Genomic DNA, 24512 nt, shown 5'->3' on the forward strand with positions numbered 1-24512 from the left:
GCTGGCGCGGCGGGCCGCGAGGCGCTAAGGCGGCCGCTTCAGGAAACGGAGGGCGCGATGAGCGGGCAGGACGAGTTCGTCTATGACGAGGCGAGCGGCGAATGGATCAGCGCGGCCGAAGCGGCGGAACGCGCGACCGCGGCCTCGGCCGTCGAGGTGCGGGACGCGGCCGGGAACCTGCTGGCCGACGGCGACAGCGTGACGCTGATCAAGGACCTGAAGGTCAAGGGCGCGGGCCAGACCCTGAAGCGCGGCACGGTGATCCGCTCCATCCGCCTGACCGGCGACCCGCAGGAGATCGACTGCCGCCACGAGACGATCAAGGGACTGGTGCTGCGCGCGGAATTCGTGCGCAAGGCGTAGGACGGAACGGCGCGAGGATGCATCCGCGCGCGGGTGGCGGCCGTAACAGCCTCATGGCAAGCTTGCACGCGACCGAAGGAAGCCCGATGTCGCCTGCTCCGTCCGCCCGCGTGTTCGTGGCTCGACACAGTTTCGTCGTGCGCCTCACCCATTGGACGAACGTGGCGGTGCTGCTGGTGCTGCTGCTGAGCGGGCTGCAGATCTTCAACGCCCATCCGGCGCTCTATTGGGGCGACGCCTCGACCTTCGACCGGCCTTGGATCGCGATGTTCGCCGCCGAACGCGGGGAGACGGCGGTCGGGCTGACTAGGATCGGCCCCTGGACGTTCGAGACCACCGGGGTCCTGGGCTTTTCGGACAACCAGGCGCGCGGCTTTCCAGCCTGGGCGACCTTGCCGAGCTATCGCAGCCTCGCCGACGGGCGGCGATGGCACTTCTTCTTCGCCTGGCTCTTCGTACTGAACGGCCTGGTCTACTGGAGCGCGGCGCTGGTCGGCGGACACCTGCGCCGCGACCTGCTGCCCAGGCGCGGCGAACTCTCGCCGCGGCGCCTGGCGGCCGAGGTCGTCGATCACGCGCGGCTGCGCTTCGCCCATGGCGAAGCGGCCTTGAGCTACAACACGCTGCAGAAGCTGGCCTATCTGGCGGTGATCGCCGGGCTGCTGCCGCTGATGGTGCTGACCGGGCTTTCGATGTCGCCGGGCGTCAATGCGGGCCTGCCCTGGCTGCCGGAGCTGTTCGGCGGCCGGCAATCGGCGCGGACGGCGCATTTCCTGTCGGCGGGCCTGATCGTGCTGTTCGTCCTCGTCCATCTGGCGATGGTCGCCGTGGCGGGGCCGGTCAACAGCCTGCGCGCGATGATCACCGGCCGCTTCGCCGTCACGCCGGGAGATCGCTCATGAACCGCCGCCGCTGGCTGACGGGCGCGGCTGCTGCGGCCCTGGGCGCGATGCTGGCCGCCTGCGATCGGCTGACGACCAACGCCGGGGTGCAGCAGACCCTGGCCCGCGCCGAGGGGCTGACCCGCCGGGCCCAGCGGCTGGTGGTGGACCGCAAGGCCCTGGCCCAGGAGTTCGCGGAGGCGGAGATTTCGAAGGATTTTCGCGCCAATGGCTCGATCTCGCCTGGCGATCCCGAATATCGCGCCCTGGCCGAGGGCGGGTTCGCCGACTGGCGGCTGACGATCGACGGCCTGGTCGAGCGGCCGATGGCGCTGACGCTGGCCCAACTGCGCAGCCTGCCCGCCCGGACCCAGATCACCCGGCACGACTGCGTCGAGGGCTGGTCGGCGATCGGCAAATGGAGCGGGGCGCGGCTGGGGCCCCTGCTCGACAAGGCCGGCTTGAAGCCGCAGGCGCGCTACATCGTCTTCCACTGCGCCGACATGCTGGACCCGAATGTTTCTCCGGCGCTGGGGCGCTATTACGAGAGCATCGACCTGATCGACGCCTATCACCCGCAGACCATCCTGGCCTACGACATGAACGATGCGCCCCTGGCCGTGAAGCACGGGGCGCCGCTGCGCCTGCGGGTGGAGCGCCAGCTCGGCTACAAGCACGCCAAGTATCTGATGCGGATCGAGGCGGTCGCCGACCTAGCCGGGATCGGCGGCGGCCAGGGCGGCTTCTGGGAAGACCGCGGCTACGAGTGGTACGCGGGCATCTGAGGGGCGGGCGCTCGCTCCTCCTCAGGAGGTGGGGCGAAAACGCCCGTATGCGCTCCGCAGGGGGAACGTCCCGCCTTCATCCTCAGTTGTACGGCGACTTGGCGATCAGGTCGGCTTCGGCGGCGCAGGCGGCGGGGTCGGGGGCCTTGGCGTTCTTGCGCAGGACAGCCATCTCCTTGCGGGCGGCGTCCATGTCGGCGCGGAACTGGGGCGAGCCGTGCAGGCCGGCCACGACGATGGAGCCGTTGGTGCGACCCGCTTCCACCGCGCTCATATTGTGCACACCGCAGACCAGCCGGCTTTCGCCGAACGAGCGGGCGCGGGTGAGAATCTCGGTGGCGCGGTCGGGCGCCAGTTCGGCCAGGATCAGGCCGACGGTCCAGCCCCAGGTGGTGTGGCCGGAGGGATAGTCGGGGCTTTTGGCCAGGCCGTCGGTCTTGGCCACGCAGATGTCGCCGTCGTCGATCAGGTAGGGGCGCTGGCGCTTGTAGATGTCCTTGGGATGGTTCACCGCCCGGCGCACGTCGTAGCGCAGGGTCATCAGCACCTTGGTCAGCTTGGGCGCGGCGGCCGGGGTGATCTCCATGCCGAGCGCGCAGCTCATGTCCTTGGCGATGGCCGCCTCGTCGGCGTCGGCGGTCGCCAGCTTCCAGCGCGGGGTGTCCTTCAGGGAGCGCGTGGCCAGGAAAGCCGAGCGGTCGGCCTGGTAGCGGATCGTGCCGGGGACCGGGGCGGGGGGCAGGATCTTGTAGGTGTCGGGGCCGGCCTCTCCAAGATAGCCGGTTTCGGCGGCGGGTTTGGCCTGCTCGGCCAGGGCGACGCCGCCGACGGCGAGCGCGCCGGTCAGGCCAAGGGTGATAAGGACGCGATTCATCGACAGGACTCCCCCACTGGAACTGACGATCATGCGCGGCTGGGACGCCGGTTCAAGCCGGAACGAAGAACGGCGCCCCGAAGGGCGCCGTTTTGCGATGCTTAAGCCGTCTTTCGAAGAGTCAGGCCTTCTTTTCGAAGAGCTTGTTCCAGCGCGGCCGGGTGCGGGTCTTCCACGATCCGCGGTGCCAGGCGTCCGAGGCGATCAGCGGGACGACGGTGGTGGCCTCGGCGAAGACCATCTGTTCCCAGGTCACGTCGACCTTGCCCCAGGAGCAGGCCTCCTTGAGGGTCGAGGACGAGCAGGCGCCGTCGCGCACGTCGGCCACGGTGATCTGAACCGCGTATTTGTGCATCTCGGCCTCGTGGCCGAGGATCTCGGCGCAGACCACGGTGTCCTGGGCGAAGTTCTTGGGCACGCCGCCGCCGACCATGAAGAGGCCGGTGGTCCCGGCCGCCAGCTTGATGTCGGTCAGTTCGCGGAAGTCGGCCACCGAGTCGATGGTGAGGTAGGGCTTGCCCTCCTTCATGCGCTCGACCTGGTGCTTGACCAGGCCGAAGCCGGCCGATGAGTCGGTGAAGGCCGGGCAGAAGATCGGCACGCCCTCGAGATAGCAGGTCTCGATCAGCGAGCCCGGCTTCTTGGCGTTGCCGGCCGCCAGCCACTTGCCCATCTCCCAGATGAACTCGCGCGACGAATAGGGGCGCGGCTCCAGCAGGTTGCAGATCTCGTAGATCGTGCCGTCGCAGTTCTGGAGTTCTTCCTCGTCGATATAGGTATCGTAGATGCGGTCGATATAGAGGTCGCGCAGGTCGCGGTCGTCGACGTTCGACTGGGCCTGGTAGTGCTTGAAGCCGAGGGCTTCGAAGAAATCCATGTCGACGATCGAGGCGCCGGTCGAGACGATGGTGTCGATCATCCCGTACTTCACCATGTCGCGGTAGATGTGCATGCAGCCGCCGGCGCTGGTCGAACCGGCCAGGGTCAGCCAGGTCGAGCAGTCCTTGTCCTCCAGCGACATCGACCAGATGTCGGCGGCGCGGGCGGTGTCGCGGCTGGTGAAGCTCATCTTGCGCATGGCGTCGATGACCGGGCGCGCATCGTACTGGTCGATCGCCACGTGCTCGACGGTGTTGGCCAGCAGTTCGGCCTTGCGGTTCGATTTCTGAACGTCAGCGTTCATTCTCTCAAGATCCTTCAGAGTTTGAGCGCCCGTCCGAAATGGAAAAGGCGCGGCCGGGACGGAGCGACCGGCCGCGCCTATAACTTCTACGCAGCCGGCTTATTTCCGCCGGCGCTTCTTTCCGCGCGCACGCGACAGCTTCACGACGTTCTGGTTCTCCTGACGGGGAACCGGAATGGAGCGGCGAGCCAGGCCGTACATCGAAGCCATCGGAGCGTCGGTCGCCTCGACGGTTTCGGCGTCGCCATAACCGTTGAAGCGGGTGTTCATGGCCACGCCATAGGCGCCCATCATGCCGATCTCGACATAGTCGCCCTCGCGCACGTCCTCGGGCAGCCAGAAGGGGCCTGGCATGTGGTCGAGCGAGTCGCAGGTCGGTCCCCAGAAGCGGTAGGGCTTCAGCGGGCCTTCCACCTCGTGGGACTCGCCGTTCTCGGCGCGGAGCAGGCGGACCGGAAAGGGCCACTTGGTATGCGCCGCATCGAACAGCGACCCGTAGGAGCCGTCGTTCAGATAGAGCGCGTCGCCCTTCTTCAGCTCGACCTTGGTGAGGATCGACGAGCCTTCGGCCACCAAGGCGCGGCCGGGTTCGCACCACAGCTCGGTCGTCTCGTGGACCATCATCTCGGCGAAGCCGCGGTTGATCGAGTCGATGTAGTCGGCCAGGTCCGGCGGGACCATGCCCGGATAGATCGACGGGAAACCGCCGCCCACGTCCACCACGTCGGCGAAGACGCCGGCGCGGACCAGGGCGCGCGAGGCCTGGGTCATGGCCGCCTGGTAGGCGGTGGGCCGCATGCACTGGCTGCCGACGTGGAACGAGACGCCCATCAGGTCCTGGGTCGCGCGGCGGGCGGCCAGCAGCAGGCCAGGCGCCTGGTGCGCGTCGACGCCGAACTTGCCGGCCAGCGAATAGGCCGCGCCCTCGGCGGTGACGCCCAGGCGGACGATGAGGTTCAGGTCCTTGGCGCCTTCGGTGGCGGCCAGGATCTTGGCGAGCTCCTCGTGGGTGTCCAGCGAGAAGGTCTTCACCCCATGCTCGAAATAGGCGGCCGCAATCGCCGCGCGGCTCTTGACCGGGTGCATGAAGGCCATGCGCGAACCCGGCGCGTGCTGCGCGACCAGCTCGATCTCGGGGACCGAGGCCACATCGAAAGACGTCACGCCGTTCTGCGCCAGGGCCTCGATGACCCAGGGCGAAGGATTGGCCTTCACCGCGTAGAAGACGTCGCCTTTGAAATTATCCTGGAACCAGCGCGCCGCTACCGCCACCGCATCCGGTCGCGCAATGGCGACGGGACGCTCCGGTGACCGCTCACGGACCAGGTCCAGGGGCGTATGGTACCTTTGCACCTCACGCAACCCCCAACGGATTGTTGAACCTAGACCGGCGTTAGCAGCGCTTTTGAGGACATCGGGTCCGCCGGAGCCGTGCGAAATAGGGGCGTTGACCTCCGATGTAAAGGGGTTTGTGTCCTCGCCCCAAAATTGTCATCAAACCTTGGCCGGGACAGGGATTGCGAGAGGCGGGACGATGACGGTTTCAGAAGCGTCGGCGGCGAGCGGAATCGCCCTGCGTCCAGCGGTTCTCGAGGACGCCGCGGTCATCGCGCGGCTGCACGACCATGTGTGGCGCGAGACCTACCGGGATCTCGCGACGCCGGCCGCGTGGGAGGGGCTGACAGAGGCCGTGCGGCTGGCGCGTTGGCGCGAAGTTCTGGCCGATCAGGTTCGCTGGACCACGCTGGTCGCCGAACGTGAAAAACAGATCGTCGGCTTCGGCTCGGCTGGCGCGCCCAGCGAGCCGATATTCGAGGGGCGCGGCGAGGTCCGCTGGCTGCATGTCGCTCCCACCCTTCAGGGCATGGGTGTGGGCCGGCGGCTGATGTCGGCCCTGACGCAGGCGCTGGCGTTGCAGGGATACGAAGGCTGCGCCCTGGCAGTGGTGGTCGGCAACGACCGCGCGGCCCGATTCTACCGGCGGCTGGGCGGTCGCGAGATCGGCCGCTTCACCGATCCTGGGCCGCTGTGGCGCTCCGAAAACATCGTGTTCGCCTGGGACGAGCTTTCGCTGCTCATGGAAGCGGCGAACCCGTGACTTTTCCCAGCGCTCCCCGCCGTTTGCGAGGGCGCGGGCGACAACCCGCGCTGGACCGCAAGCACGGCCCTATGTCATGAAGCCGTCGCAAGGGGCGGCGATCTAAGCTTTTGAGTCCGCACCAATGCGCGCGCCGATCCGGGGAAGCCTCGCTGTCCATGTCTGAAGCCGCCGTGCTGTCCGTGCGGAACGTCTCGAAGAGCTTCGGCTCTCGCCGGGCGCTGGATTCCGTTTCCGTTGACGTCCGCAAGGGCGAGATGATCGCGCTGATCGGGCCGTCGGGCTCGGGCAAGTCGACCCTGCTGCGCTCGATCAGCGGCCTGCAGACCATCGACGCTGGCCAGGGCCGCATCGACGCCTTCGGCGGGGCGGTGCAGTCCGACGGCAAGATCAGCGGCAAGGTGCGCGAGGCGCGCATCCGCATCGGCTTCATCTTCCAGCAGTTCAACCTGGTCGGCCGCCTGACCCTGTTCACCAACGTCGCCCTGGGCTCGCTGGGGCGCATTCCGTTCGCGCGCGGCCTGCTGGGCGCCTGGCCCGCCGAGACCAAGCAGGCGGTGATGGCGGCCCTGGCCCGCGTGGGCGTGGCCGAATACGCCGCCCAGCGGGCCAACACGCTGTCGGGCGGCCAGCAGCAGCGCGGCGCGATCGCTCGCGCCCTGGTCCAGAAGGCCAAGATCATCCTGGCCGACGAGCCGGTCGCCTCGCTGGACCCGGTCTCGGCGCGGCGGGTCATGGAAATCCTGGGCGACCTGAACCGCGAGGACGGCCTGACCGTCGTCGTGACCCTGCACCAGGTCGACTACGCCCTGCGCTATTGCGAGCGCGTGGTCGCGCTGAAGGCCGGCAAGATCGTCTATGACGGCCCGGCGGCGGGGTTGGATCGCAAGCAACTCATCGACATCTACGGCCCGGAATTCGAAGACGTCTTCTGGGAAGGAGCGCCGAAATGATCGACCGTCGACTGATGATCGGCAGCAGCCTGGCCGCGCTGGGCCTGGCGGCCTGCGGAAAGACCGACAAGGCGCCCGCCGCCGGCGAGCCGCCGAAGGTCATCAACTTCTCGATCCTGGCGACCGAGAATTCGTCCAGCATGGAGACCTTCTGGAAGCCGATCCTTGCCGACATGGAAAAGTCGATCGGCATTCCGGTGAAGCCGTTCTTCGCCTCCAACTACACCGCGCTGATCGAGGCCCTGCGCTTCAAGCAGATCGATGCGGGCTGGTTCTCCAACCAGTCGGGCCTGGAGGCGGTGCGGCGCTCGAACGGCGAGGTCTTCGCCCGCACCTTCGACCCCAGCGGCGAGGACGGCTATCGCTCGGTGCTGATCGTGCCGGCCAGCTCGAAGACGACGCTCGAAGACGTGCTGAAGTGCGACAAGAGCCTGACCTTCGGCATCGGCGACGCCAAGTCGACCTCGGGGACGCTGGCGCCCATGACCTATCTCTTCGCGCCCAAGGGCATCCGGCCCGAAGCGTGCTTCAAGCAGGTCCGCACCGCCAATCACCAGGCCAACCTGTTCTCGGTGGCCAAGGGCGTGCTGGACGTGGCCACCAACAACTCGACCGCCCTGCGGCTGCAGCGCGAGCGCGGATCGCCGGTCGCCGACCAGGTGCGGGTGATCTGGGAAAGCCCGAAGCTGCCGGAAGACCCGATCATCTGGCGCAAGGATCTCGATCCGGCGATCAAGGAGAAGCTGCGCCAGTTCTTCCTGACCTACGCCCAGGGCGAAGGCCCCGAACCCGAGCGCCAGCGCAAGCTGCTGGCGGCGCTGTCGATCGGCGGTTTCCGCCCGGCCGACGAATCGCACCTGCTTCCGGTGCGCGAGATGGAGGCGACCGAGCAACTGCTCGAGGCGCGCAGCGCCGGCGACAAGGTCAAGGAAGGCCAGGCCCAGAAGGCGCTCGACGCCATCGCCGCCGAGCGCGCCGCGCTTCAGGCCAAGACCGGCCAGCCGGTCGCGCAATAGGGCCTCATCGTGACCGCCAGCGTGACCCCGGCCGACCTCCTGCAGCCGCCGAGCAAGCCGCTCGGCCAGCGCCTGTTCGACATCGCCCTTTGGGGCGGCATCGCCATCCTGCTGATCATCAGCTTCGGCCCGGCCGAAATGGCCAAGCTGCCGCTGCTGTTCGAGAACTCGGACAACATGCGCCAGTTCGGGCGCGAGTTCCTGCATCCTGATTTCAGCGACTGGGGGTTCCTGGTCGGCCAGATGTGGCTGACCATCCAGATCGCCCTGTGGGGCACGGCTATCGCGGTGCTGCTCGCCGTGCCGCTGGGCCTGCTGGGCGCGCGCAACGTCGCTCCGTCCTATATCCAGTTGCCGATCCGCCGGCTGATGGACGCCCTGCGATCGGTGCCGGACCTGGTGATCGGGACCATCTTCGTCGTCGCGGTGGGCCTCGGGCCATTCGCCGGGGTGATGGCGCTGGCGCTCAACACCGGCGGGGTGCTGGGCAAGCTGTTCTCCGAGGCGGTGGAGTCGATCGACAAGGGGCCGGTGGAGGGCGTGCGCGCCACCGGGGCCGCACCGCTGCAGGAAGTGGTCTGGGGCGTGATCCCGCAGGTCGCCCCGCTCTGGACCTCGTATGCGCTCTACCGCTTCGAATCGAACAGCCGCGCGGCCACGGTGCTGGGCCTGATCGGCGCCGGCGGGATCGGCCAGATCCTGTTCGACAGCCTCAACTCGTTCTCCTATTCGCGGGTGTCGGCCATCGCCATCGTCATCGTCGTGGCGGTGAGCCTGATCGACCTTTTGTCGCAGACCATCCGCGGACGGCTGCTATAGGCGGCGATCCCCGCCTGAAGAGCCGGTTACGCAAAATCGTCACGAAACTGACGACGTAGCGTCGCCCAAGCTTGGCGGAAGCGTCACGGGACCTCGTTAAGCCGCCCCCAGCCTGAAAGGGCCATGGGGATAGCTCTACAAGGATCCTGACAATGAAGATCAAAACCTCGCTTTGCGCCGGGGCGGCGCTGGGCGTGTTCGCCATCGCGGGCGCGGCGGCGGCGCAGGACACCACCACCGCCTGGAAGGGCGCGCCGCAGTGGACCAACGACGACGTCCAGTTCAAGGTCCGCGGCCGGGTCCTGCTCGACACGGTGTTCGAAGACGTCGACCGCGAGACCGGCGCCGACCAGAATTTCCGCGAGTTCCGCGGCCGCCAGGTGTTCCTGGGCGTCGAGGGCAAGCTCAACAACTACATCGCCTACAAGATCGAAGGCGGCTGGGTGAACGGCGGCTCGCCGTCGTGGGACGACGTGGTCCTGGAGATCAAGCCGACCGACTCGACCTCGATCATGTTCGGCAACATCAAGGCCGCGGGCCTCGAGAACCTGACCTCGACCCGCTTCACCACCTTCATGGACCGCGGCCCGTTCGGCGACTTCGGCGTCGACAGCTACCTGGCCAGCGCGGTGGTCAAGGCCAACGGCATGAACTGGACCGTGACCGGCGCCATCCAGGGCGACTCGCTGAACAGCGCCGACGTCACGGCGGGCGAGGAGCGTATCGGCGCCACCGGCCGCGTCTCCTTCGCGCCGGTCCTGACCGACACCACCAAGGTTCACCTGGCCGCCTCGGCGCGCTGGCGCGACCATGGCGATGAAAGCGCCTTCAACTACCAGAGCCGGCCCAACACCAATTTCGGCTCGCGCTACGTCAGTTCCGGCGCCATCGGCGACAAGGACACCACCTTCGCCGTGGAAGGCGCGGTGGTCCACAACGCCTTCTCGCTCCAGGGCGAATACGCCAACATCAGCGTCGACCGCCTGAACGCGGGCGCTTCGGCCGGCGGCGATCCGAACCTGAAGGTCGGCTACGTGTTCGCCTCGTTCTGGCCGACCGGCGAGATGCGCAACTACGACGCGGCCAAGGGCGAGTTCGGCCGTCCGAAGATCCTCAACCCGATCACCGCGGGCGGTTTCGGCGGGGTGGAGCTGGCGCTGCGCTACGACTGGGCCGACCTCAGCGACGCCTACAGCTCGGCCAGTACGGCGGCTTCGCGCACGCTCTCGCAGGACGCGGGCAAGTACCGGGCCTGGACGATCGGGGTGAACTACTACCCGACCGGCTATGTCCGCTTCCAGGCCAACTACACCAAGGGCGAGAACGACAATCCCGTGATCGGCCGCGACGTCGATGTCGACGTCTTCCAGATGCGCGCCCAGCTCGACTTCTAAAGGCTGAAACACCGGCCCCGCCCAGCGGGGCCGGCAGGAGAGATTCCATGAAAAAGCTTCTGCTCTGCGCCGCCGCCGCGGCGACCACCCTGGGCGCGGCCTCCCCGGCCTTCGCCGCCCGCGACTATGTCTGGGCGGCCGGGTCCTCGACCGTCTTCCCGTTCGCCACCCGCGTGGCCGAGAACTACGCCAAGAAGACCGGCAAGAAGGCGCCCAAGGTCGAGAGCCTGGGCACCGGCGGCGGCATCAAGCTGTTCTGCGGCGGACTCGGCGACGCCTTCCCGGACATCGCCAACGCCTCGCGCCCGATGAAGAAGTCGGAATTCGACGCCTGCGCCGCCAAGGGCGTGAAGGACATCATCGCGATCAAGATCGGCTTCGACGGCATCGTCGTGGCCACCGACAAGGAGGGCGCCGACTACAACTTCAAGGTCGAGCATCTGTACCTGGGCCTGGCCGCCAACGTGCTGCGCCAGGGCAAGTTCGTGAAGAACCCTTATTCGACCTGGGACGAGATCGGGAGCGGCCTGCCGGGCAACCGCATCAACGTCTATGGCCCGCCGCCGACGTCGGGCACGCGCGACGCCTTCGTGGAACTGGCCATCGAGGCCGGCGCCCGCAAGTTCCCGACCGCCGAGGAGCTGCGCTCGAACAACGAAAACCGCTTCAAGGAAATCGTCGATCCGCTGCGCAAGGACGGCTGGGTGGACGCTGGCGAGAACGACAACGCCATCGTCGGAACCCTGACCAAGACCCCCGGCTCCCTGGGCGTGTTCGGCTGGTCCTACCTCGAAGAGAACATGGACAAGATCAAGGGCGCGTCGGTGAACGGCGTGAAGCCCTCGGCCCAGACGATCGCCGATGGCTCCTATCCGCTGTCGCGCTCGCTGTTCATCTACGTGAAGAAGGCCAATATCGGGGTGACCCAGGGCCTGCAGGAGTACCTCAACGAGTTCGTGTCCGACGCGGCCAGCGGCCGGGGCGGCTACCTGCAGAGCCGCGGTCTGATCCCGCTGCCGGCCGGCCAGCACGCCGGCCAGAAGAGCGTCGCCGAAAAGCTGACGCCGATGGCCCGCCCCGCGGCCTGAGGCGTTCGAGGAGCCGCGGACCGAAAGGTCCGCGGCGCTTTTCATTGGGTCAGGCCGCTTCGGGGCGGCGGCGGCGAACGCGGGCCAGCCGGCGCAGCTTGCGCCAGAAGCGGGTCTTTTCCGGCTCGGGATAGGGCTGGAGGTTCTTCACGAAGTCCTCGGCGCAGGCCTTCCACGAGAAGCCCTCGGCGAAGGCGCGGACGGCCTTGCGGTCGAGTTTCAGCGCCTCAAGGCAGGCCTCGCGCAGGCCTTCGGTGGCGCTGTGGGCCAGGGCGCCGGCGCCCGAGCCCGGAATAATGTCGATCGGCCCGGGGGCCGGATAGGCCGCGACCGGCACGCCGGCGGCCATCGCCTCCAGGATCACCAGGCCGAAAGTGTCGGTGAGCGAGGGGAAGACGAAGACGTCGGCGCAGGAGAAGTGCGCGGCCAGTTCCTCGCCGAACTTGGCGCCGGTGAAGACCGCGTTGGGATAGCGCTGCATCAGCTCTTCGCGCTGCGGTCCGTCGCCGACCACCACTTTGGTCCCGGGCAGGTCGAGGCCGAGGAAGGCCTCGATGTTCTTCTCCACCGCCACGCGGCCGACCGACAGGAAGATCGGCCGGGCCAGGCCCTCGAAGATGTCCGGTTCGTCGTCGCGCTTGGGGTGGAAGAGGGCGGTGTCGACGCCGCGCGACCAGACCGAGATGTTGCCGAAGCCGTGGCGTTCCAGCTCTTCCTTCATGGTCGGGGTGGTGACCATCATGCGGCCCGACGGCTTGTGAAACCACTTCATGTAGGCGTAGCCGGCGGCCAGCGGCAAAGGCAGGCGCGCCGAGACGTATTCGGGGAAGCGCGTGTGGTAGCTGGTGGTGAAGGGCAGCTTCCACTCCACGCAGATGCGCCGCGCGGCCAGGCCCAGCGGCCCTTCGGTGGCGATGTGGATCGCCTCCGGCTCGAAGGCCTTGAAGCGCTCCTGCACCGGCTCGTGGGCGGCGATGGCGACCTTGATCTCCGGATAGGTCGGCAGGGGGAAGGTCTTGAACTGGTCGGGGCTGATCACCTCGACCGAGTGACCGATGGCCCGAAGTTCGCCGACCACGCGGGTCAGGGTGCGGACCACGCCGTTGACCTGCGGCTCCCAGGCGTCGGTGACCAGCAGGATGCGCATCGCCCGCTGGCCGCTCTCGCGCGGGGCGGTGATGGCGTCGCGGATGCGGGTGGACGGCCGGACGGGATTGAGCGCCTGGGCCTGGAGCCAGGCCCAGAAGGCGCCCAGCAGGGCTTCCTTGGTCGGATAGTGGCGATAGACCGTGCGCTCGCCCACCTCGGCCTCGGCGGCGATCTCCGCGAAGCTCAGGTCTTCCAGCGGCCCCGATTCCAGCTTGCGGGCCACCGCATGCATGATCTGGTCGCGGGTGGCCTGCTTCTGGCGGTCGCGCAGGCTGGAAGCGTAGCGGGTCGGCGGCATCATGACAGCGGGACTGTCGCCAAATCGGGGCGGCTGTCAATCGGCGGCGACACCGGTCAGGCGGCGGCCGAGGTCGGTTCGACCAGCCGGATGGTCCGGTCGATGGCCGACCAAGAGCGCATCTGCGCCCAGTGCAGGATTTCCATGCGGCCGTCCTCGTGCTCGACCAGGGCCGAACAGCTCTCCACCCAGTCGCCGTCGTTGATATAGGCGATCCCGTCGATGTCGCGCATCTCGGCCTTGTGGATATGGCCGCAGATCACCCCGTCGACCCCGCGGCGGCGCGCCTCGCCGGCGACGGCGGCCTCGAAGTTCTCCACGAACTGCAAGGCGTTCTTGACCCTGGTCTTCAGGAAGGCCGACAGGCTCCAGTAGCCGAAGCCCATGCGGCGGCGCAGGCGGTTGAAGAGGGTGTTGGCCACGATCAGCGCGCGATAGGCGTAGTCGCCGACGAAGGCCAGCCAGCGGGCGTGCTGCACCACCCCGTCGAATTCGTCGCCATGCAGAACCAGGAAGCGGCGGCCGTCGGCGGCCTCGTGGATGGCGTCGCGCGCCACCACCACCCCGCCGAAGTGGACGCCCACGAAGTCGCGCACCCGGTCGTCGTGATTGCCGGGCACGTAGATCACCTTCACGCCCCTGCGGGCCAGGCGCAGGATCTTCTGCACCACGTCGTTGTGCGCCTGGGGCCAGTGCCAGCCCGAGCGCAGTTTCCAGCCGTCGACGATGTCGCCGACGAGGTAGAGGGTCTCGCATTCGACATGGCGGATGAAGTCGAGCAGCAGCTCGGCCTGGCAGCCTTTCGTGCCCAGGTGAACGTCGGAAATGAAGATGGTCCGGTACTTGCGGATCGCCGCGCCTGACATGCCCTGGCCCCTTGGCTGTGCAGAACTGCCCAATCGCTAGGCCGATTGCATGTCAGCTACGTGAAACCCCTTGTCGCCCTTTTGTCGCCACGCCTTTTGGACTAAGGATTTGGGCAGGCCGACCCTCCCCAGGTCTTCCGACAAACAAGGTCCGATGGACGCCCGAACCTATCCTGCGAAGGAGACGCCGAAGTCTCGGCGTACGCGCGCGCGCATTCTCGATGCGGCGATGCGGCTGTTTGCGGATGTCGGCTATCACGCCGCGACCAATGCGATGATCGCCGATGCGGCGAACCTGACGCGCGGAGCGATGCTGTACCACTTCTCCAGCCGGGAGGAGCTGGTTGAGGCGGCCATCGCCCATATCGAGATCGAGCGCGCGCGCCTGTTCGAACAGGCGGCCAGCGCGCCGCCGACGCCGGGCGTGGACGCGGCCGAACACGCTATCGACGCCTATTGGGCGCTGCTGCACGAAGTCCCGTTCATCGCCTTCGCCGAACTGGAGGCGGCGGCGAGGACCGACCCGATGCTGAGGGGCCGGCTGGCCGGCGCCCAGAGCGCCTTCGACCACAACCAGGTCGGCGAGCGGTTCCTGGCCCTGGCCCAGGCCGGCGAGGACCCCCGCTTCCAGACCAGCCGCGACCTGGGGCGTTTCCTGCTGGAAGGCCTGGCGCGCGGCGCGCTCACCTTCGACGAACAGGCCCGCAAGGAGCGCCTGCTGGCCGTGGTCAAACGCGCCGTCCGGGTCCTCAACCGCAAGGGCGGCGTGCAGGAGCTCTGGTCGGATTAGAGGCGCTGATTGCTCCCCGGAAGGCAGGGCAATCGCATATGGCGCGGATAAGCGTCGGCAGCCCACTTCGGATGTCGTCCCGGAAAGCGCGCAGCGCTTGTCCGGGATCCATGAACACCTGAGCTTTCAGGCTCTGGCGCCGCCGAGACCGATCCCGAACCGCATATGTTCATGGGTCCCGGTCTTGCTTCGCAAACCGGGATGACACCCATATGCGATAGCCCTGCCCCGGAAGGGGGGAATTGGACGAGTTTATCGCGCCTTCTCCGCGGCGATCCAGGCGTCGATCTTGCGGTCCAGCATGTCCAGCGGCATGGGGCCGCCCAGCAGCACGGCGTCGTGGAAGCGGCGGATGTCGAAGGCTTCGCCCAGCTCGGCCTTGGCCTTTTCGCGGATCGCCACGATCTTCATCTCGCCGGTCTTGTAGGCCAGGGCCTGGCCCGGCCAGGACACGTAGCGGGCCAGCTCGACCTCGATGTTGAGCGGCGAGAGCGCCGAGTTCTTCGTGAAGCATTCGCGGGCCTGGTCCAGGCTCCAGCCCTTCCAGTGCAGGCCGGTGTCGGCGACCAGGCGGCAGGCGCGCCACATCTCGTAGGAGAGGCGGCCGAAGCGCTCGTAGGCGTTGCGATAGAGGCCCATCTCGCCGCCCAGCTTCTCCGCATAGAGGCCCCAACCCTCGGTGAAGGCGGTGACGTTCGCCTCGCGCCGGAAATAGGGGACGCCCTCGGCTTCCTGGCCGAGCGCGATCTGCAGGTGATGGCCGGGGACCGCCTCGTGCAGGGTGAGGGCCGGCAGTTCGTAGAGCGGGCGCTGGGGCAGGTCGTAGGTGTTGACCATGTAGCCGCCGGCGACGCCCAGCTTCGGATTGCCCGAGAAGTAGCGGCCGGTGGTGTAGCTCTTTTCGATGTCGGCCGGCACTGGGCGCACGCCATAGGTCAGGCGCGGCAGGGTGGCGAACCAGCCGGGCAACTGGTCGTCGATGCGCTTGGCGATCTCCGAGGCCTTCTCCAGCAGCGCCTGGCGGGTCGTGACGTAGAACTGCGGATCGGTGCGCAGGAAGGCCTGGAAGGCGGCGAAGTCGCCCGTAAAGCCGGTCTGGGCGATCGTCTCGTCCATCTCCCTGCGGATGCGGGCGACCTCGTCCAGGCCGTTCTGGTGGATCTGGTCGGGCGTCAGGGTCGTGGTGGTGTGGTCCTGCACCAGCCAGGCGTAGTAGCGCTCGCCGTTCGGCAGGGTGCGGGCGGCCAGGCTCTTGCGCGCTTTCGGCAGGTATTCGGTCTCCAGGAAGGTCGCGAACCGGGCCTGGGCCGGGCGTACCTTGGCGGCGATGGCCTCTGCCGCCTTCTGGCGCAGGGCGTCCTGCTCGGCGGCCGGGATCGAGGCGGGCAGGCGGCGCAGCGGCCCCATCATCGGATCGCTCTCGATGGGCGCAGCCGCCTGTTCCTTGGCGAAGGCGATGACCTGCAGGACGGTCATGCGCGGCTGGGTGAAGCCGTCCTGCGCCCCCCGGCGGGCGTTGGCGATCTCGGTGGCGTAGTAGGCGGGCGTGGCCTCGATGCGGTCGATCCAGGCGCGGGCGTCGGCCGCGCTGCGCATCGGGACCGAGGAGGCCAGATAGCTCATGGTCCAGTGGAAGCCGCCGTCGGAGGAGAACGGCATGCGGTTCTCGTCGAAGGCCAGGCTTTGCAGGCGGCGGTCCAGGGTCCAGGCCAGGAATTCGCGGTTGATCCGCCCGTCCTCCGACAGCGCGGCGGCGTCGATGGCCGCGAGCCTGGCCTTGAGCGCGCCCAGCCCCTTCACCCGCGCGGCGTCGGCGGCCGGGGAATCGTCGGGCAGCCTGGAAAGCGCGGCGCGGTCGCCTTGGGCGCCGGCCTCGATGGGGTCGAGCGACAGGCTGTAGGCCTCGTAGTCGGCGATCAGCCTATCCAGCGCGCCGTCGTCGGCGAGGGCGGGCGTGGCCAGGATGAAGGCCACGGAGGCCAGGACGATCGGCGCCAGACGCATGGAGAGTCCCCCTTCGGAGCGGAGCCTGGAGGCTGGCGCCCCCCGGCCGCTTCGCCAAGGCGGTTTCGGCTGCCGGTACGCAGCGCAGAGGCCGCGACGCATTCCGCTTCAAGTTCGGCGCGGCGCGGGTCATGCTCGCGCCGGACAAGCCGGGGGGAGGCCCATGGATTTCATCACGCGCCGGCGGCCGATCGAGCCGCCCGCCCATGCGGGCCATGGCCTGAAGCCGACGCTGGGCTGGCCGCACCTGGTCGCCCTGGGCATAGGCGCGATCATCGGCACCGGCATCTACACCCTGACGGGCGTGGCGGCTGGACTGGCGGGGCCGGCGGTGATCGTCTCCTTCGCCGTGGCCGGCGCGGTCTGCGCCTGCGCGGCGCTCTGCTATGCGGAGATGGCGACCCTGCTGCCCCAGGCGGGCAGCGCCTACACCTATTCCTATGCGGCGCTGGGGGAGCTGATCGCCTGGGTCATCGGCTGGAGCCTGATCCTCGAATACACCCTGGTGTGCAGCGCGGTGTCGGTCGGCTGGGCCGGCTACGCCTCGGGCCTGATCCAGCAGGCGGGATGGCCGATCCCGGCCGCCCTGCTGACCGGGCCGGAGACGGGCGGCGTCGTGAACCTGCCGGCGGTGTTCATCGCCCTGGCGGTCACCGGCCTGCTGCTGGTCGGCACGCGCGAGAGCGCCAACGTCAACTTCGTCCTGGTCTGCGTGAAGCTGGTCGCCCTGGCCGGCTTCGTCGCCATCACCCTTCCGCACTTCGATCCGACCCATTTCACGCCCTTCGCCCCGTTCGGGTTCGGCGCCGAGCAGATCGGCGACCACAAGTTCGGGATGATGGGGGCCGCGGCGATCATCTTCTTCGCCTTTTACGGCTTCGACGCCATCTCGACGGCGGCGGAGGAGGCCAAGGATCCCCGCCGCGACCTGACCATCGGCATCGTCGGCTCGATGGTCGCTTGCACCCTGATCTACATGGTCGTCGCCGCCGTCGCCCTGGGCGCTTCGCCGTTCGAGGTGTTCTCCAAGAGCGAGGAGCCGCTGGCCTTCATCCTGCGCGAGCTGAACCGGCCGGTCTCGGCCTCGCTGATCGCCGGGGCGGCGGTGGTGGCCATGCCGACGGTGATCATGGTGTTCATGTTCGGCCAGAGCCGGGTGTTCTTCGCCATGGCGCGCGACGGCCTGCTGCCGCGCCGGCTGTCGCGGGTGGGTCCGCGCGGGGTGCCGACGGCGGTGACGTTGCTGACCGGCGCCATCGCCGCGGTGATCGCCGGGGTGCTGCCGCTGTCGGAGATCGCCTCCCTGGCCAACGCCGGCACCCTGGCGGCGTTCATCGCCACCATCGCCGCGGTGATGGTGCTTCGCCGGCGCCTGCCGGACCTGCCGCGGGTCTTCAAGGCGCCGGCGGTCTGGCTGATCGGGCCGCTCGGCCTCCTCGGCTGCGCCTATCTGTTCACCAGCCTGACCGCCAAGACCATCACCTTCTTCTTCGCCTGGAACGCGGTCGGGGTGGTCGTCTATCTGCTCTACGGCCGCGCCCGGAGCGGGCTGGCGCAAGCCTGAGGCGAGCGCAGGCTCGCGCCAAAACCGGCGGTCAGGGCGTCGCGGGCGCTTGAGGCGGCCCGACGGCCCGCCTACAGTTCGTTCGGCCTGCTCCCCATGGCGGGGCCGCCTCTATTTCGAGGACGGGCCGGGGCGCACGGATCGGCGTCCATTCTCGGCGCCCTGGGGAGAAACGTGGTTTCAACGACGCGAGACGGCGACAAGGCCCGGCCCGGCGGGCGCGGCGTGCAGGACCTGACGGTCGGCCCGATCGGCAAGACCTTGCTGGTCTTCGCCATGCCGGTGCTGGGATCGAACATCCTGCAATCGCTGAACGGATCGGCCAATGCGATCTGGGTCAGCCATGTGCTGGGCGAGGCGGCGCTGACCGCCACGGTCAACGCCAACAACATCTTCTTCCTGATGCTGGGCGCGGTGTTCGGCATCAGCATGGCGGCGAACCTGCTGATCTCGCAGTCGGTGGGCGGCCGCGACCTGGCGATGGTCAAGCGGGTGGTCGGCTCGGCCTCGACCTTCTTCCTGGTCCTGTCGCTGTCGGTGGGGGTGGCGGGCTATCTGCTGACGCCGACCATCCTCGACCTGATGCAGACCCCGCCCGACGCGCGGCGCGATGCGATCACCTATCTGCGGGTGATCTTCGCGGCCATGCCGTTCATGTACTTCTTCTCGTTCGTGATGATGGCCCAGCGGGGGGCCGGCGATTCCAAGACGCCGTTCTGGTTCTCGGTCTTCGCGGTCGGGCTGGACGTCATTCTCAACCCGTTGCTGATCATGGGGGTCGGCCCATTCCCGAAGATGGGGATCGCCGGCTCGGCCACCTCGACCCTCGTCAGCCAGACCCTGACGCTGGCGGCGATGATCGTCTACCTCTACCGCACCGACAGCGTGCTGATCCTCAAGCGTGGCGACTGGCGGCTGTTCCGGCCCGAGCTGGCGATCATCCGCACCCTGGTGGTGAAGGGCTTTCCGATGGCCTTGCAGATGCTGGTCATCTCCGGCGCGGCGGTGGTGATGATCCGCTTCGTCAACGCCTACGGATCGCACGTGGCGGCCGGCTACGGCGCGGCGATCCAGCTCTGGACCTATGTCCAGATGCCGGCCATGGCGCTGGGGGCGGCGGTCTCGTCCATGGCCGCGCAGAACGTCGGGGCCGGGCTGATGGACCGGGTGAGCGAGGTCGCGCGCAAGGGAGTCTGGCTGGCGGTGCTGATGACCGGCCTGCCCGTGGCGCTGATCTATCTGGTCGAGCCGTGGGTGCTGCTGCTCTTCCTGCCGGCGGGCAGCCCTTCGGCGCCGATCGCCATGCACATCAACGCCTTCGCGCTCTGGGGCTTCGTGCCCTTCGGCATGGCCTTCGTGCTGAACGGGGTGATCCGGGCGACCGGGGCGGTCTGGCCGCCGCTGCTGGGCCTGCTGATCTCGATGTGGTTCGTCCGCATTCCGTTCGCGCACTATCTGGAGCCGACGCTCGGCCAGGACGCGGTCTGGTGGAGCTTCCCGCTCGGATCGCTGATTTCGCTGGTGCTGGCGGCGGGCTATTACCGCTTCGGCGGCTGGCGCAAGGCCCGGCTGATGGCGGGCATTCCGCGGGGCGCGGCGCCGGACACCGGCCTCAGCCCGCCGGCGGTCGCCGAGGAGACCGAAGCGGTGGAAGTCGCCGCCAAGGCGCCGGCCGAGTAGGGCGCAGGCTGGAAAATCGTGCGCGCCCTGCTTCGGGGGCGTTGCGCGATCCGAACATAGGTTCGATAATGCCGGCTGATGCGATATTCCAAGTGATTGTCGTTAAAGGATAATTCCGTTTGGCGATGAGCTTCGCCATACCGGAAATTCGGAAATTTGCCGCGCTGAGCGGAAACATGGGAGGCGCCAGATGGCCTGGGATTTCGAAACCGACCCCGAATTTCAGAAGAAGCTCGACTGGATCGAGGAGTTCATGCGCGAGGAGGTGGAGCCGCTGTCCCATCTGGGCATGGCGGTCCACGGTCCGCTCGGGCGCGAGAAGTTCATCAAGCCGCTGCAGGAGAAGGTGAAGGCCCAGGGCCTGTGGGCCTGCCACCTCGGCCCCGAACTCGGCGGCCAGGGTTATGGCCAGCTCAAGCTCGGCCTGATGAACGAGAAGCTGGGCCGCAACGGCCTGGCGCCCACGGTCTTCGGCTGCCAGGCGCCGGACACCGGCAACGCCGAGATCATCGCCCACTACGGCACCGAAAAGCAGAAGGAGCAGTATCTCTGGCCGCTGCTGAACGGCGAGATCCGCTCGGCCTTCTCGATGAGCGAGCCGACCGGCGGCTCGGACCCGCTGACCTTCAAGACCCGCGCCGTGCTGGAGGGCAACGAGTGGGTCATCAACGGGGAGAAGTGGTTCTCGACCAACGCCCGCTGGGCCAAGGTGCTGGTGGTCTATGCGGTCACCGACCCGGACGCCAAGGACCCCTACCGGCGCACCTCGATCTTCCTGGTGCCCACCGACACCCCCGGCGTGGAGATCATCCGCAACGTGGCGGTCGGCGGCGGCGGCGATATCGGCGGGGGCTCGGAGGGCTATGTCCGCTACAACAATGTCCGCGTGCCCTACGACGCCCTGCTGGGCGAGCGGGGCGCGGCCTTCGTGATCGCCCAGGTGCGGCTGGGCGGCGGGCGCGTGCACCACGCCATGCGCACGGTCGGGGCCTGCAAGCACGCGCTCGACCTGATGTGCCGCCGGGCCGTCTCGCGCACCACGCGCGAGGGCAAGCTGGCCGACCTGCAGATGGTGCAGGAGCAGATCGCCGACTCCTGGATCGCGGTGGAGCAGTTCCGCCTGCTGGTGCTGCGCACCGCCTGGCTGATCGACAAGCACAAGGACTACAACAAGGTCCGCAAGGACATCGCCGCCATCAAGGTCGCGATGCCGAAGGTCTATAACGACGTGGCGACCAAGGCCGCCCACCTGCACGGCGCGCTGGGCGTCTCCAACGAGATGCCGTTCATGCACATGGTGACGTCGTCGCTGGTCATGGGCATCGCCGACGGGCCGACCGAGGTGCACAAGGTCACCCTGGCCAAGCAGGTGCTGAAGGAATACCGGCCCGACAACGACCTGTTCCCGAACTACCACATCCCGCGCCTGCGCGAGGCGGCCGAGGAGAAGTACGCCAAGGAACTGGGCGAGCTGAAGGACGCCTACGCCGAGGGCAAGTCCCGCCGCGAGCGTACGGAAGCGTAGGGCCGATCGGCGGCGGGAAATTTGCTTTCCGCCACGGGATCGGCGCGAATAGTGGGCGCGGGGCCGTGCATGGCGCCGCGCCCTTTCTTTTGACCCTCTGATTTCGAGATTTCCGCGCTCATGTCCGATGTCCTGAATGCTTCCGAAGCTGCAGCTTCCCCGGCCTGGCCGGTGATGTCCCTGGCCCAGGCCCACGCCGCCCTGACGGGATCTGGCCAGCGTTTCGAGATCGAGGAGATGGATATCCGCGGCGTGCGCACGCGGGTCTGGAAGAACGCGCCGCCGACCCTGCGCGACGTCTTCCTGAACGGCCGGACGTTCAAGGACCGCGAGTTCCTGGTCTACGAGAACGACCGGGCGACCTTCGAGAATTTCGCGCGAGCGACGATCCGGCTGGCGGGCCAGCTTCAGGCCGACGGCGTGAAGAAGGGGGACCGGGTGGCGGTGATCATGCGCAACCTGCCCGAATGGCCGGTGGCGTTCTGGGCCGGCGTGCTGTGCGGCGCCATCGTCACGCCGCTGAACGCCTGGTGGACCGGGCCGGAGCTGGAATACGGCCTGGCCGATTCCGGGACCAAGGTCGCCATCGTCGACGACGAGCGGCTGGAGCGGATCGCCGAGTCCATTCCGAGCCTGCCCGACCTCGAGAAGGTCTATGTGACCCGGCTGGCCGGCGCGCCCTCGACGCCGAAGACCCATCGGCTGGAGGACGTGATCGGGCCGGTGAACGACTGGGGCAAGCTGCCGGACGCGCCGCTGCCCGACGTGGCGCTGGAGCCTGAGGACGACGCCACCATCCTCTACACCTCCGGCACGACCGGAAGGCCGAAGGGCGCGCTGGGCACCCATCGCAACATGACCTCGAACGTGATGGCGGGCGGTATCTCGGGCGTGCGGAACTTCCTGCGCGCCGGCCAGCCCCTGCCCGAGAGCGATCCGCACAAGCTGCCCCAGCGCGCGACCCTGCTGGTGGTGCCGATGTTCCACGCCACGGGCCTTTCGGCGACGCTGTCGCCGACCCTGAACGCGGGCGGGAAGATCGTGCTGATGCGCCGCTGGGACGCCGAGCCGGCCATGCAGCTCATCGAGCGCGAGCAGATCAACGCGACCGGCGGCGTGCCGACCATCGCCTGGCAGCTCATCGAGCATCCGGCCCGCGGCAAGTACGACCTGTCGTCCCTGCAGGCGGTCTCCTACGGCGGCGCGCCCTCGGCGCCGGAACTGGTGCGCAAGATCGTCGAGGTGTTTCCCGCCTCGCAGCCCGGCAACGGCTGGGGCATGACCGAGACGACGGCGACCTTCACCTCGCACCTGGGCAAGGACTACGAGAACCGCCCCGACAGCGCCGGGCCGGCCGCGCCGGTCGGCGAGATGCAGATCCGCGATCCGGCTGACGGAACGACCGTGCTGCCGGTCAATGCGGTCGGGGAGCTGTGGGTGAAGGGGCCGCAGGTCGTCAAAGGCTACTGGAACAAGCCGGAGGCGACGGCCGAGACCTTCGTCGACGGCTGGCTGCGCACGGGCGACCTGGCGCGACTGGACGAAGAGGGCTTCCTCTTCATCATCGACCGGGCCAAGGACATGCTGATCCGCGGCGGTGAAAACATCTACTGCGTCGAGGTCGAGAACGTGCTGTACGACCATCCCGCGGTGATGGACGCCGCCCTGGTCGGACGGCCGCACAAGACGCTGGGCGAGGAGCCCGTCGCCGTCGTGCATCTGAAGCCCGGCGGCACGGCCACCGAGGACGAGCTGAAGGCGCTGGTGCGCGGGCGGCTGGCGGCCTTCAAGGTCCCGGTCGAGATCCGGTTCTGGCCGGAGACCTTGCCGCGCAACGCCAACGGCAAGATCGTGAAGACGGAGCTGAAGAAGTTGTTCGAGGCGCAGGCATGAGTTCGCGAAGGCCGCTGATCGTGGGGATCGGCGGCACCACCCGTCCGGGCTCCAGCAGCGAGCGCGCCCTGGTGCTGTCGCTGCAGGCGGCGCAGGCGGCGGGTGCGCAGACGCGGTTGCTGGGCGGGGAGTTCCTGGGCCGCCTGCCGATCTTCAGCCCGGCCGACCAGGCGCCGACGCCCGAGCAGGCCGAACTGGCGGCCGCGGTGCAGGCGGCCGATGGGGTGATCGTGGCCAGCCCCGGCTATCACGGCTCGATCTCCGGCGTGATCAAGAACGCGCTCGACACCCTGGAGGTGCTGCGGACCGACGCGCGCCCCTATCTGACCGACCGCGCGGTGGGCTGCATCATCACCGCCGACGGCTGGCAGGCCGCAGGGACCACTTTGACCACGCTGCGATCCATCATACATGCGCTGCGGGGCTGGCCGACGCCGTTCGGCGCGGCCCTGAATGCGGCGTCCGGCCTGTTCGACGCCGACGGAGCCTGTCTGGAGGCGAAGGACGCCTGGCAGTTGGCCACCGTCGCAGAGCAGGTGCTGGACTTCGCCCGAATGAAGGCACGACCATGACCCGCCCCCACCTTGTCGCCGACGGTTCCGACAGCCAGGCCCCGCAGGAATCGGCGATCTCGCCGATCGAGGACATCATCGAGGATGCGCGCAACGGGCGGCCCTACATCCTGGTCGACGCCGAGGACCGGGAGAACGAGGGCGACGTCATCATCCCGGCCCAGTTCGCCACGCCCGACCAGATCAACTTCATGGCCAAGCATGCGCGCGGCCTGATCTGCCTGTCGATCACCGGCGAGCGGGCGCGGGCGCTGCGTCTGCCGCCGATGGCGGTGGACAATCAGTCGGGCCACGGCACCGCCTTCACCGTCTCCATCGAGGCGCGCGAGGGGGTGACGACCGGCATTTCGGCCCACGACCGCGCCCACACCATCGCGGTGGCGGTGGACCCGACCAAGGGCGCCGACGACATCGTCTCGCCCGGCCACGTCTTTCCGCTGGTGGCCAAGGACGGCGGCGTGCTGGTCCGTGCCGGCCATACCGAGGCGGCCGTCGACATCAGCCGCATGGCCGGCCTCAATCCGGCCGGGGTGATCTGCGAGATCATGAAGGACGACGGGTCGATGGCGCGCCTGCCCGACCTGATCGGCTTCGCCCAGCTTCACGGCCTGAAGATCGGAACCATCGCCGACCTGATCGCCTATCGCCGCCGCACCGAGCGCCAGATCGAGCGGGTGCTGGAGACGCCGTTCGACAGCGCCTATGGCGGGCGCTTCC

The 24512-nt window shown here is 68.3% G+C and carries 22 protein-coding genes and 1 pseudogene; 16 read left to right on the top strand and 7 right to left on the bottom strand.

The window, feature by feature from the left end; all coding sequences use genetic code 11:
- Window positions 1-156: 156 nt before the first annotated feature.
- The 3 genes from ACE3TL_RS06810 (at window position 157) to ACE3TL_RS06820 (ending at window position 2029) form a co-directional block, all read left to right on the top strand.
- Complete coding sequence (locus ACE3TL_RS06810; RefSeq protein ID WP_374577987.1) at window positions 157-363, top strand: alkylphosphonate utilization protein; 207 nt, start codon at window positions 157-159, stop codon at window positions 361-363.
- Between the two features lie 86 nt (window positions 364-449).
- Entirely contained in the window at window positions 450-1265 is an 816-nt protein-coding gene (locus ACE3TL_RS06815) for a cytochrome b/b6 domain-containing protein (protein WP_374577966.1), read from the top strand.
- On the top strand, window positions 1262-2029 hold the full coding sequence (locus tag ACE3TL_RS06820) for a molybdopterin-dependent oxidoreductase (RefSeq protein WP_374577967.1): 768 nt from the start codon (window positions 1262-1264) through the stop codon (window positions 2027-2029). The genes ACE3TL_RS06815 and ACE3TL_RS06820 overlap by 4 nt, the downstream gene beginning before the upstream one ends.
- An 82-nt stretch (window positions 2030-2111) precedes the next feature.
- Here ACE3TL_RS06820 and ACE3TL_RS06825 read toward each other — a convergent pair whose 3' ends face one another.
- The 3 genes from ACE3TL_RS06825 to ACE3TL_RS06835 all read right to left on the bottom strand — a co-directional run bounded on the left by ACE3TL_RS06825 (window position 2112) and on the right by ACE3TL_RS06835 (window position 5439).
- Window positions 2112-2903, bottom strand: a complete 792-nt coding sequence (locus tag ACE3TL_RS06825; RefSeq protein ID WP_374577968.1) for a phosphatase PAP2 family protein — start codon at window positions 2901-2903, stop codon at window positions 2112-2114.
- Between the two features lie 121 nt (window positions 2904-3024).
- Window positions 3025-4086, bottom strand: coding sequence for a deoxyhypusine synthase (locus ACE3TL_RS06830; RefSeq protein WP_374577969.1), 1062 nt, complete (start codon window positions 4084-4086; stop codon window positions 3025-3027).
- A 99-nt stretch (window positions 4087-4185) separates the two neighbouring features.
- Window positions 4186-5439 carry a type III PLP-dependent enzyme gene (locus tag ACE3TL_RS06835; protein WP_374577970.1) on the bottom strand — a complete coding sequence of 418 codons (1254 nt, stop codon included), beginning with the start codon at window positions 5437-5439 and terminating at the stop codon, window positions 4186-4188.
- 181 nt (window positions 5440-5620) lie between these two features.
- Between ACE3TL_RS06835 and ACE3TL_RS06840 the strand changes: the two genes are divergently transcribed.
- The 6 genes from ACE3TL_RS06840 (at window position 5621) to ACE3TL_RS06865 (ending at window position 11454) form a co-directional block, all read left to right on the top strand.
- Window positions 5621-6184, top strand: coding sequence for an N-acetyltransferase family protein (locus ACE3TL_RS06840; RefSeq protein ID WP_374577971.1), 564 nt, complete (start codon window positions 5621-5623; stop codon window positions 6182-6184).
- Between the two features lie 158 nt (window positions 6185-6342).
- Window positions 6343-7137 (top strand): phosphonate ABC transporter ATP-binding protein, encoded by a 795-nt coding sequence (gene phnC, locus ACE3TL_RS06845; protein ID WP_374577972.1) that lies wholly within the window; start codon window positions 6343-6345, stop codon window positions 7135-7137.
- Window positions 7134-8153, top strand: a complete 1020-nt coding sequence (phnD, locus tag ACE3TL_RS06850) for a phosphate/phosphite/phosphonate ABC transporter substrate-binding protein (RefSeq protein WP_374577973.1) — start codon at window positions 7134-7136, stop codon at window positions 8151-8153. The genes phnC and phnD overlap by 4 nt, the downstream gene beginning before the upstream one ends.
- A gap of 9 nt (window positions 8154-8162) precedes the next feature.
- On the top strand, window positions 8163-8972 hold the full coding sequence (gene phnE / locus ACE3TL_RS06855; RefSeq protein ID WP_374577974.1) for a phosphonate ABC transporter, permease protein PhnE: 810 nt from the start codon (window positions 8163-8165) through the stop codon (window positions 8970-8972).
- Between the two features lie 152 nt (window positions 8973-9124).
- Window positions 9125-10366: an OprO/OprP family phosphate-selective porin gene (locus ACE3TL_RS06860; protein ID WP_374577975.1), complete on the top strand. Its 1242-nt coding sequence runs from the start codon at window positions 9125-9127 to the stop codon at window positions 10364-10366.
- A gap of 47 nt (window positions 10367-10413) precedes the next feature.
- Window positions 10414-11454 (top strand): substrate-binding domain-containing protein, encoded by a 1041-nt coding sequence (locus ACE3TL_RS06865; RefSeq protein WP_374577976.1) that lies wholly within the window; start codon window positions 10414-10416, stop codon window positions 11452-11454.
- Window positions 11455-11503: 49 nt separating this feature from the next.
- Here the strand turns inward: ACE3TL_RS06865 and ACE3TL_RS06870 are convergent, their stop codons facing one another.
- The 3 genes and pseudogenes from ACE3TL_RS06870 to ACE3TL_RS06880 form a co-directional block, all read right to left on the bottom strand.
- Complete coding sequence (locus ACE3TL_RS06870; protein ID WP_374577988.1) at window positions 11504-12601, bottom strand: glycosyltransferase family 4 protein; 1098 nt, start codon at window positions 12599-12601, stop codon at window positions 11504-11506.
- Between the two features lie 111 nt (window positions 12602-12712).
- A pseudogene (locus ACE3TL_RS06875) lies at window positions 12713-12904 on the bottom strand (TetR/AcrR family transcriptional regulator); the annotation flags it as partial.
- A 53-nt stretch (window positions 12905-12957) separates the two neighbouring features.
- Window positions 12958-13767, bottom strand: a complete 810-nt coding sequence (locus tag ACE3TL_RS06880) for a UDP-2,3-diacylglucosamine diphosphatase (RefSeq protein ID WP_374577977.1) — start codon at window positions 13765-13767, stop codon at window positions 12958-12960.
- 154 nt (window positions 13768-13921) lie between these two features.
- Between ACE3TL_RS06880 and ACE3TL_RS06885 the strand changes: the two genes are divergently transcribed.
- The gene (locus tag ACE3TL_RS06885) at window positions 13922-14557 is read left to right on the top strand and encodes a TetR family transcriptional regulator (RefSeq protein ID WP_374577978.1); all 636 of its coding nucleotides are present in this window, start codon (window positions 13922-13924) and stop codon (window positions 14555-14557) included.
- 252 nt (window positions 14558-14809) lie between these two features.
- Here ACE3TL_RS06885 and ACE3TL_RS06890 read toward each other — a convergent pair whose 3' ends face one another.
- Entirely contained in the window at window positions 14810-16561 is a 1752-nt protein-coding gene (locus ACE3TL_RS06890; protein WP_374577979.1) for a DUF885 family protein, read from the bottom strand.
- A 163-nt stretch (window positions 16562-16724) separates the two neighbouring features.
- On the opposite strand from ACE3TL_RS06890, the gene ACE3TL_RS06895 reads away from it, so the two are divergent.
- From ACE3TL_RS06895 to ribB, 6 genes are all read left to right on the top strand, one after another.
- Window positions 16725-18125: an amino acid permease gene (locus ACE3TL_RS06895; RefSeq protein WP_374577980.1), complete on the top strand. Its 1401-nt coding sequence runs from the start codon at window positions 16725-16727 to the stop codon at window positions 18123-18125.
- A 174-nt stretch (window positions 18126-18299) separates the two neighbouring features.
- A complete protein-coding gene (locus tag ACE3TL_RS06900; RefSeq protein ID WP_374577981.1) occupies window positions 18300-19805 on the top strand; it encodes an MATE family efflux transporter in 1506 nt (501 codons plus the stop codon).
- 190 nt (window positions 19806-19995) lie between these two features.
- Window positions 19996-21330, top strand: coding sequence for an acyl-CoA dehydrogenase family protein (locus ACE3TL_RS06905; protein ID WP_374577982.1), 1335 nt, complete (start codon window positions 19996-19998; stop codon window positions 21328-21330).
- Between the two features lie 120 nt (window positions 21331-21450).
- Window positions 21451-23223 (top strand): class I adenylate-forming enzyme family protein, encoded by a 1773-nt coding sequence (locus tag ACE3TL_RS06910; RefSeq protein WP_374577983.1) that lies wholly within the window; start codon window positions 21451-21453, stop codon window positions 23221-23223.
- Window positions 23220-23795, top strand: coding sequence for an NADPH-dependent FMN reductase (locus tag ACE3TL_RS06915; RefSeq protein WP_374577984.1), 576 nt, complete (start codon window positions 23220-23222; stop codon window positions 23793-23795). Before ACE3TL_RS06910 ends, ACE3TL_RS06915 begins: the two co-directional genes overlap by 4 nt.
- On the top strand, window positions 23792-24512 hold a 721-nt coding region (ribB, locus tag ACE3TL_RS06920; protein WP_374577985.1), incomplete at its 3' end, for a 3,4-dihydroxy-2-butanone-4-phosphate synthase. The genes ACE3TL_RS06915 and ribB, both read left to right, overlap by 4 nt.

This window comes from Phenylobacterium sp., from assembly GCF_041920015.1.
Classification (GTDB): Bacteria; Pseudomonadota; Alphaproteobacteria; order Caulobacterales; family Caulobacteraceae; genus Phenylobacterium.

Excerpts from the sequence above, each read along its gene's own strand:
- ACE3TL_RS06860 (WP_374577975.1), top strand. The coding sequence starts at position 9,125 with ATGAAGATCAAAACCTCGCTTTGCGCCGGGGCGGCGCTGGGCGTGTTC.
- ACE3TL_RS06865 (WP_374577976.1), top strand. The coding sequence starts at position 10,414 with ATGAAAAAGCTTCTGCTCTGCGCCGCCGCCGCGGCGACCACCCTGGGC.
- ACE3TL_RS06825 (WP_374577968.1), bottom strand. The coding sequence starts at position 2,903 with ATGAATCGCGTCCTTATCACCCTTGGCCTGACCGGCGCGCTCGCCGTC.
- ACE3TL_RS06910 (WP_374577983.1), top strand. The coding sequence starts at position 21,451 with ATGTCCGATGTCCTGAATGCTTCCGAAGCTGCAGCTTCCCCGGCCTGG.
- phnD (WP_374577973.1), top strand. The coding sequence starts at position 7,134 with ATGATCGACCGTCGACTGATGATCGGCAGCAGCCTGGCCGCGCTGGGC.
- ACE3TL_RS06820 (WP_374577967.1), top strand. The coding sequence starts at position 1,262 with ATGAACCGCCGCCGCTGGCTGACGGGCGCGGCTGCTGCGGCCCTGGGC.
- ACE3TL_RS06890 (WP_374577979.1), bottom strand. The coding sequence starts at position 16,561 with ATGCGTCTGGCGCCGATCGTCCTGGCCTCCGTGGCCTTCATCCTGGCC.
- ACE3TL_RS06830 (WP_374577969.1), bottom strand. The coding sequence starts at position 4,086 with ATGAACGCTGACGTTCAGAAATCGAACCGCAAGGCCGAACTGCTGGCC.
- phnC (WP_374577972.1), top strand. The coding sequence starts at position 6,343 with ATGTCTGAAGCCGCCGTGCTGTCCGTGCGGAACGTCTCGAAGAGCTTC.
- ACE3TL_RS06815 (WP_374577966.1), top strand. The coding sequence starts at position 450 with ATGTCGCCTGCTCCGTCCGCCCGCGTGTTCGTGGCTCGACACAGTTTC.
- ACE3TL_RS06915 (WP_374577984.1), top strand. The coding sequence starts at position 23,220 with ATGAGTTCGCGAAGGCCGCTGATCGTGGGGATCGGCGGCACCACCCGT.
- ACE3TL_RS06880 (WP_374577977.1), bottom strand. The coding sequence starts at position 13,767 with ATGTCAGGCGCGGCGATCCGCAAGTACCGGACCATCTTCATTTCCGAC.
- ACE3TL_RS06895 (WP_374577980.1), top strand. The coding sequence starts at position 16,725 with ATGGATTTCATCACGCGCCGGCGGCCGATCGAGCCGCCCGCCCATGCG.
- ACE3TL_RS06840 (WP_374577971.1), top strand. The coding sequence starts at position 5,621 with ATGACGGTTTCAGAAGCGTCGGCGGCGAGCGGAATCGCCCTGCGTCCA.
- ACE3TL_RS06885 (WP_374577978.1), top strand. The coding sequence starts at position 13,922 with ATGGACGCCCGAACCTATCCTGCGAAGGAGACGCCGAAGTCTCGGCGT.
- ACE3TL_RS06905 (WP_374577982.1), top strand. The coding sequence starts at position 19,996 with ATGGCCTGGGATTTCGAAACCGACCCCGAATTTCAGAAGAAGCTCGAC.
- ACE3TL_RS06870 (WP_374577988.1), bottom strand. The coding sequence starts at position 12,601 with ATGCGCATCCTGCTGGTCACCGACGCCTGGGAGCCGCAGGTCAACGGC.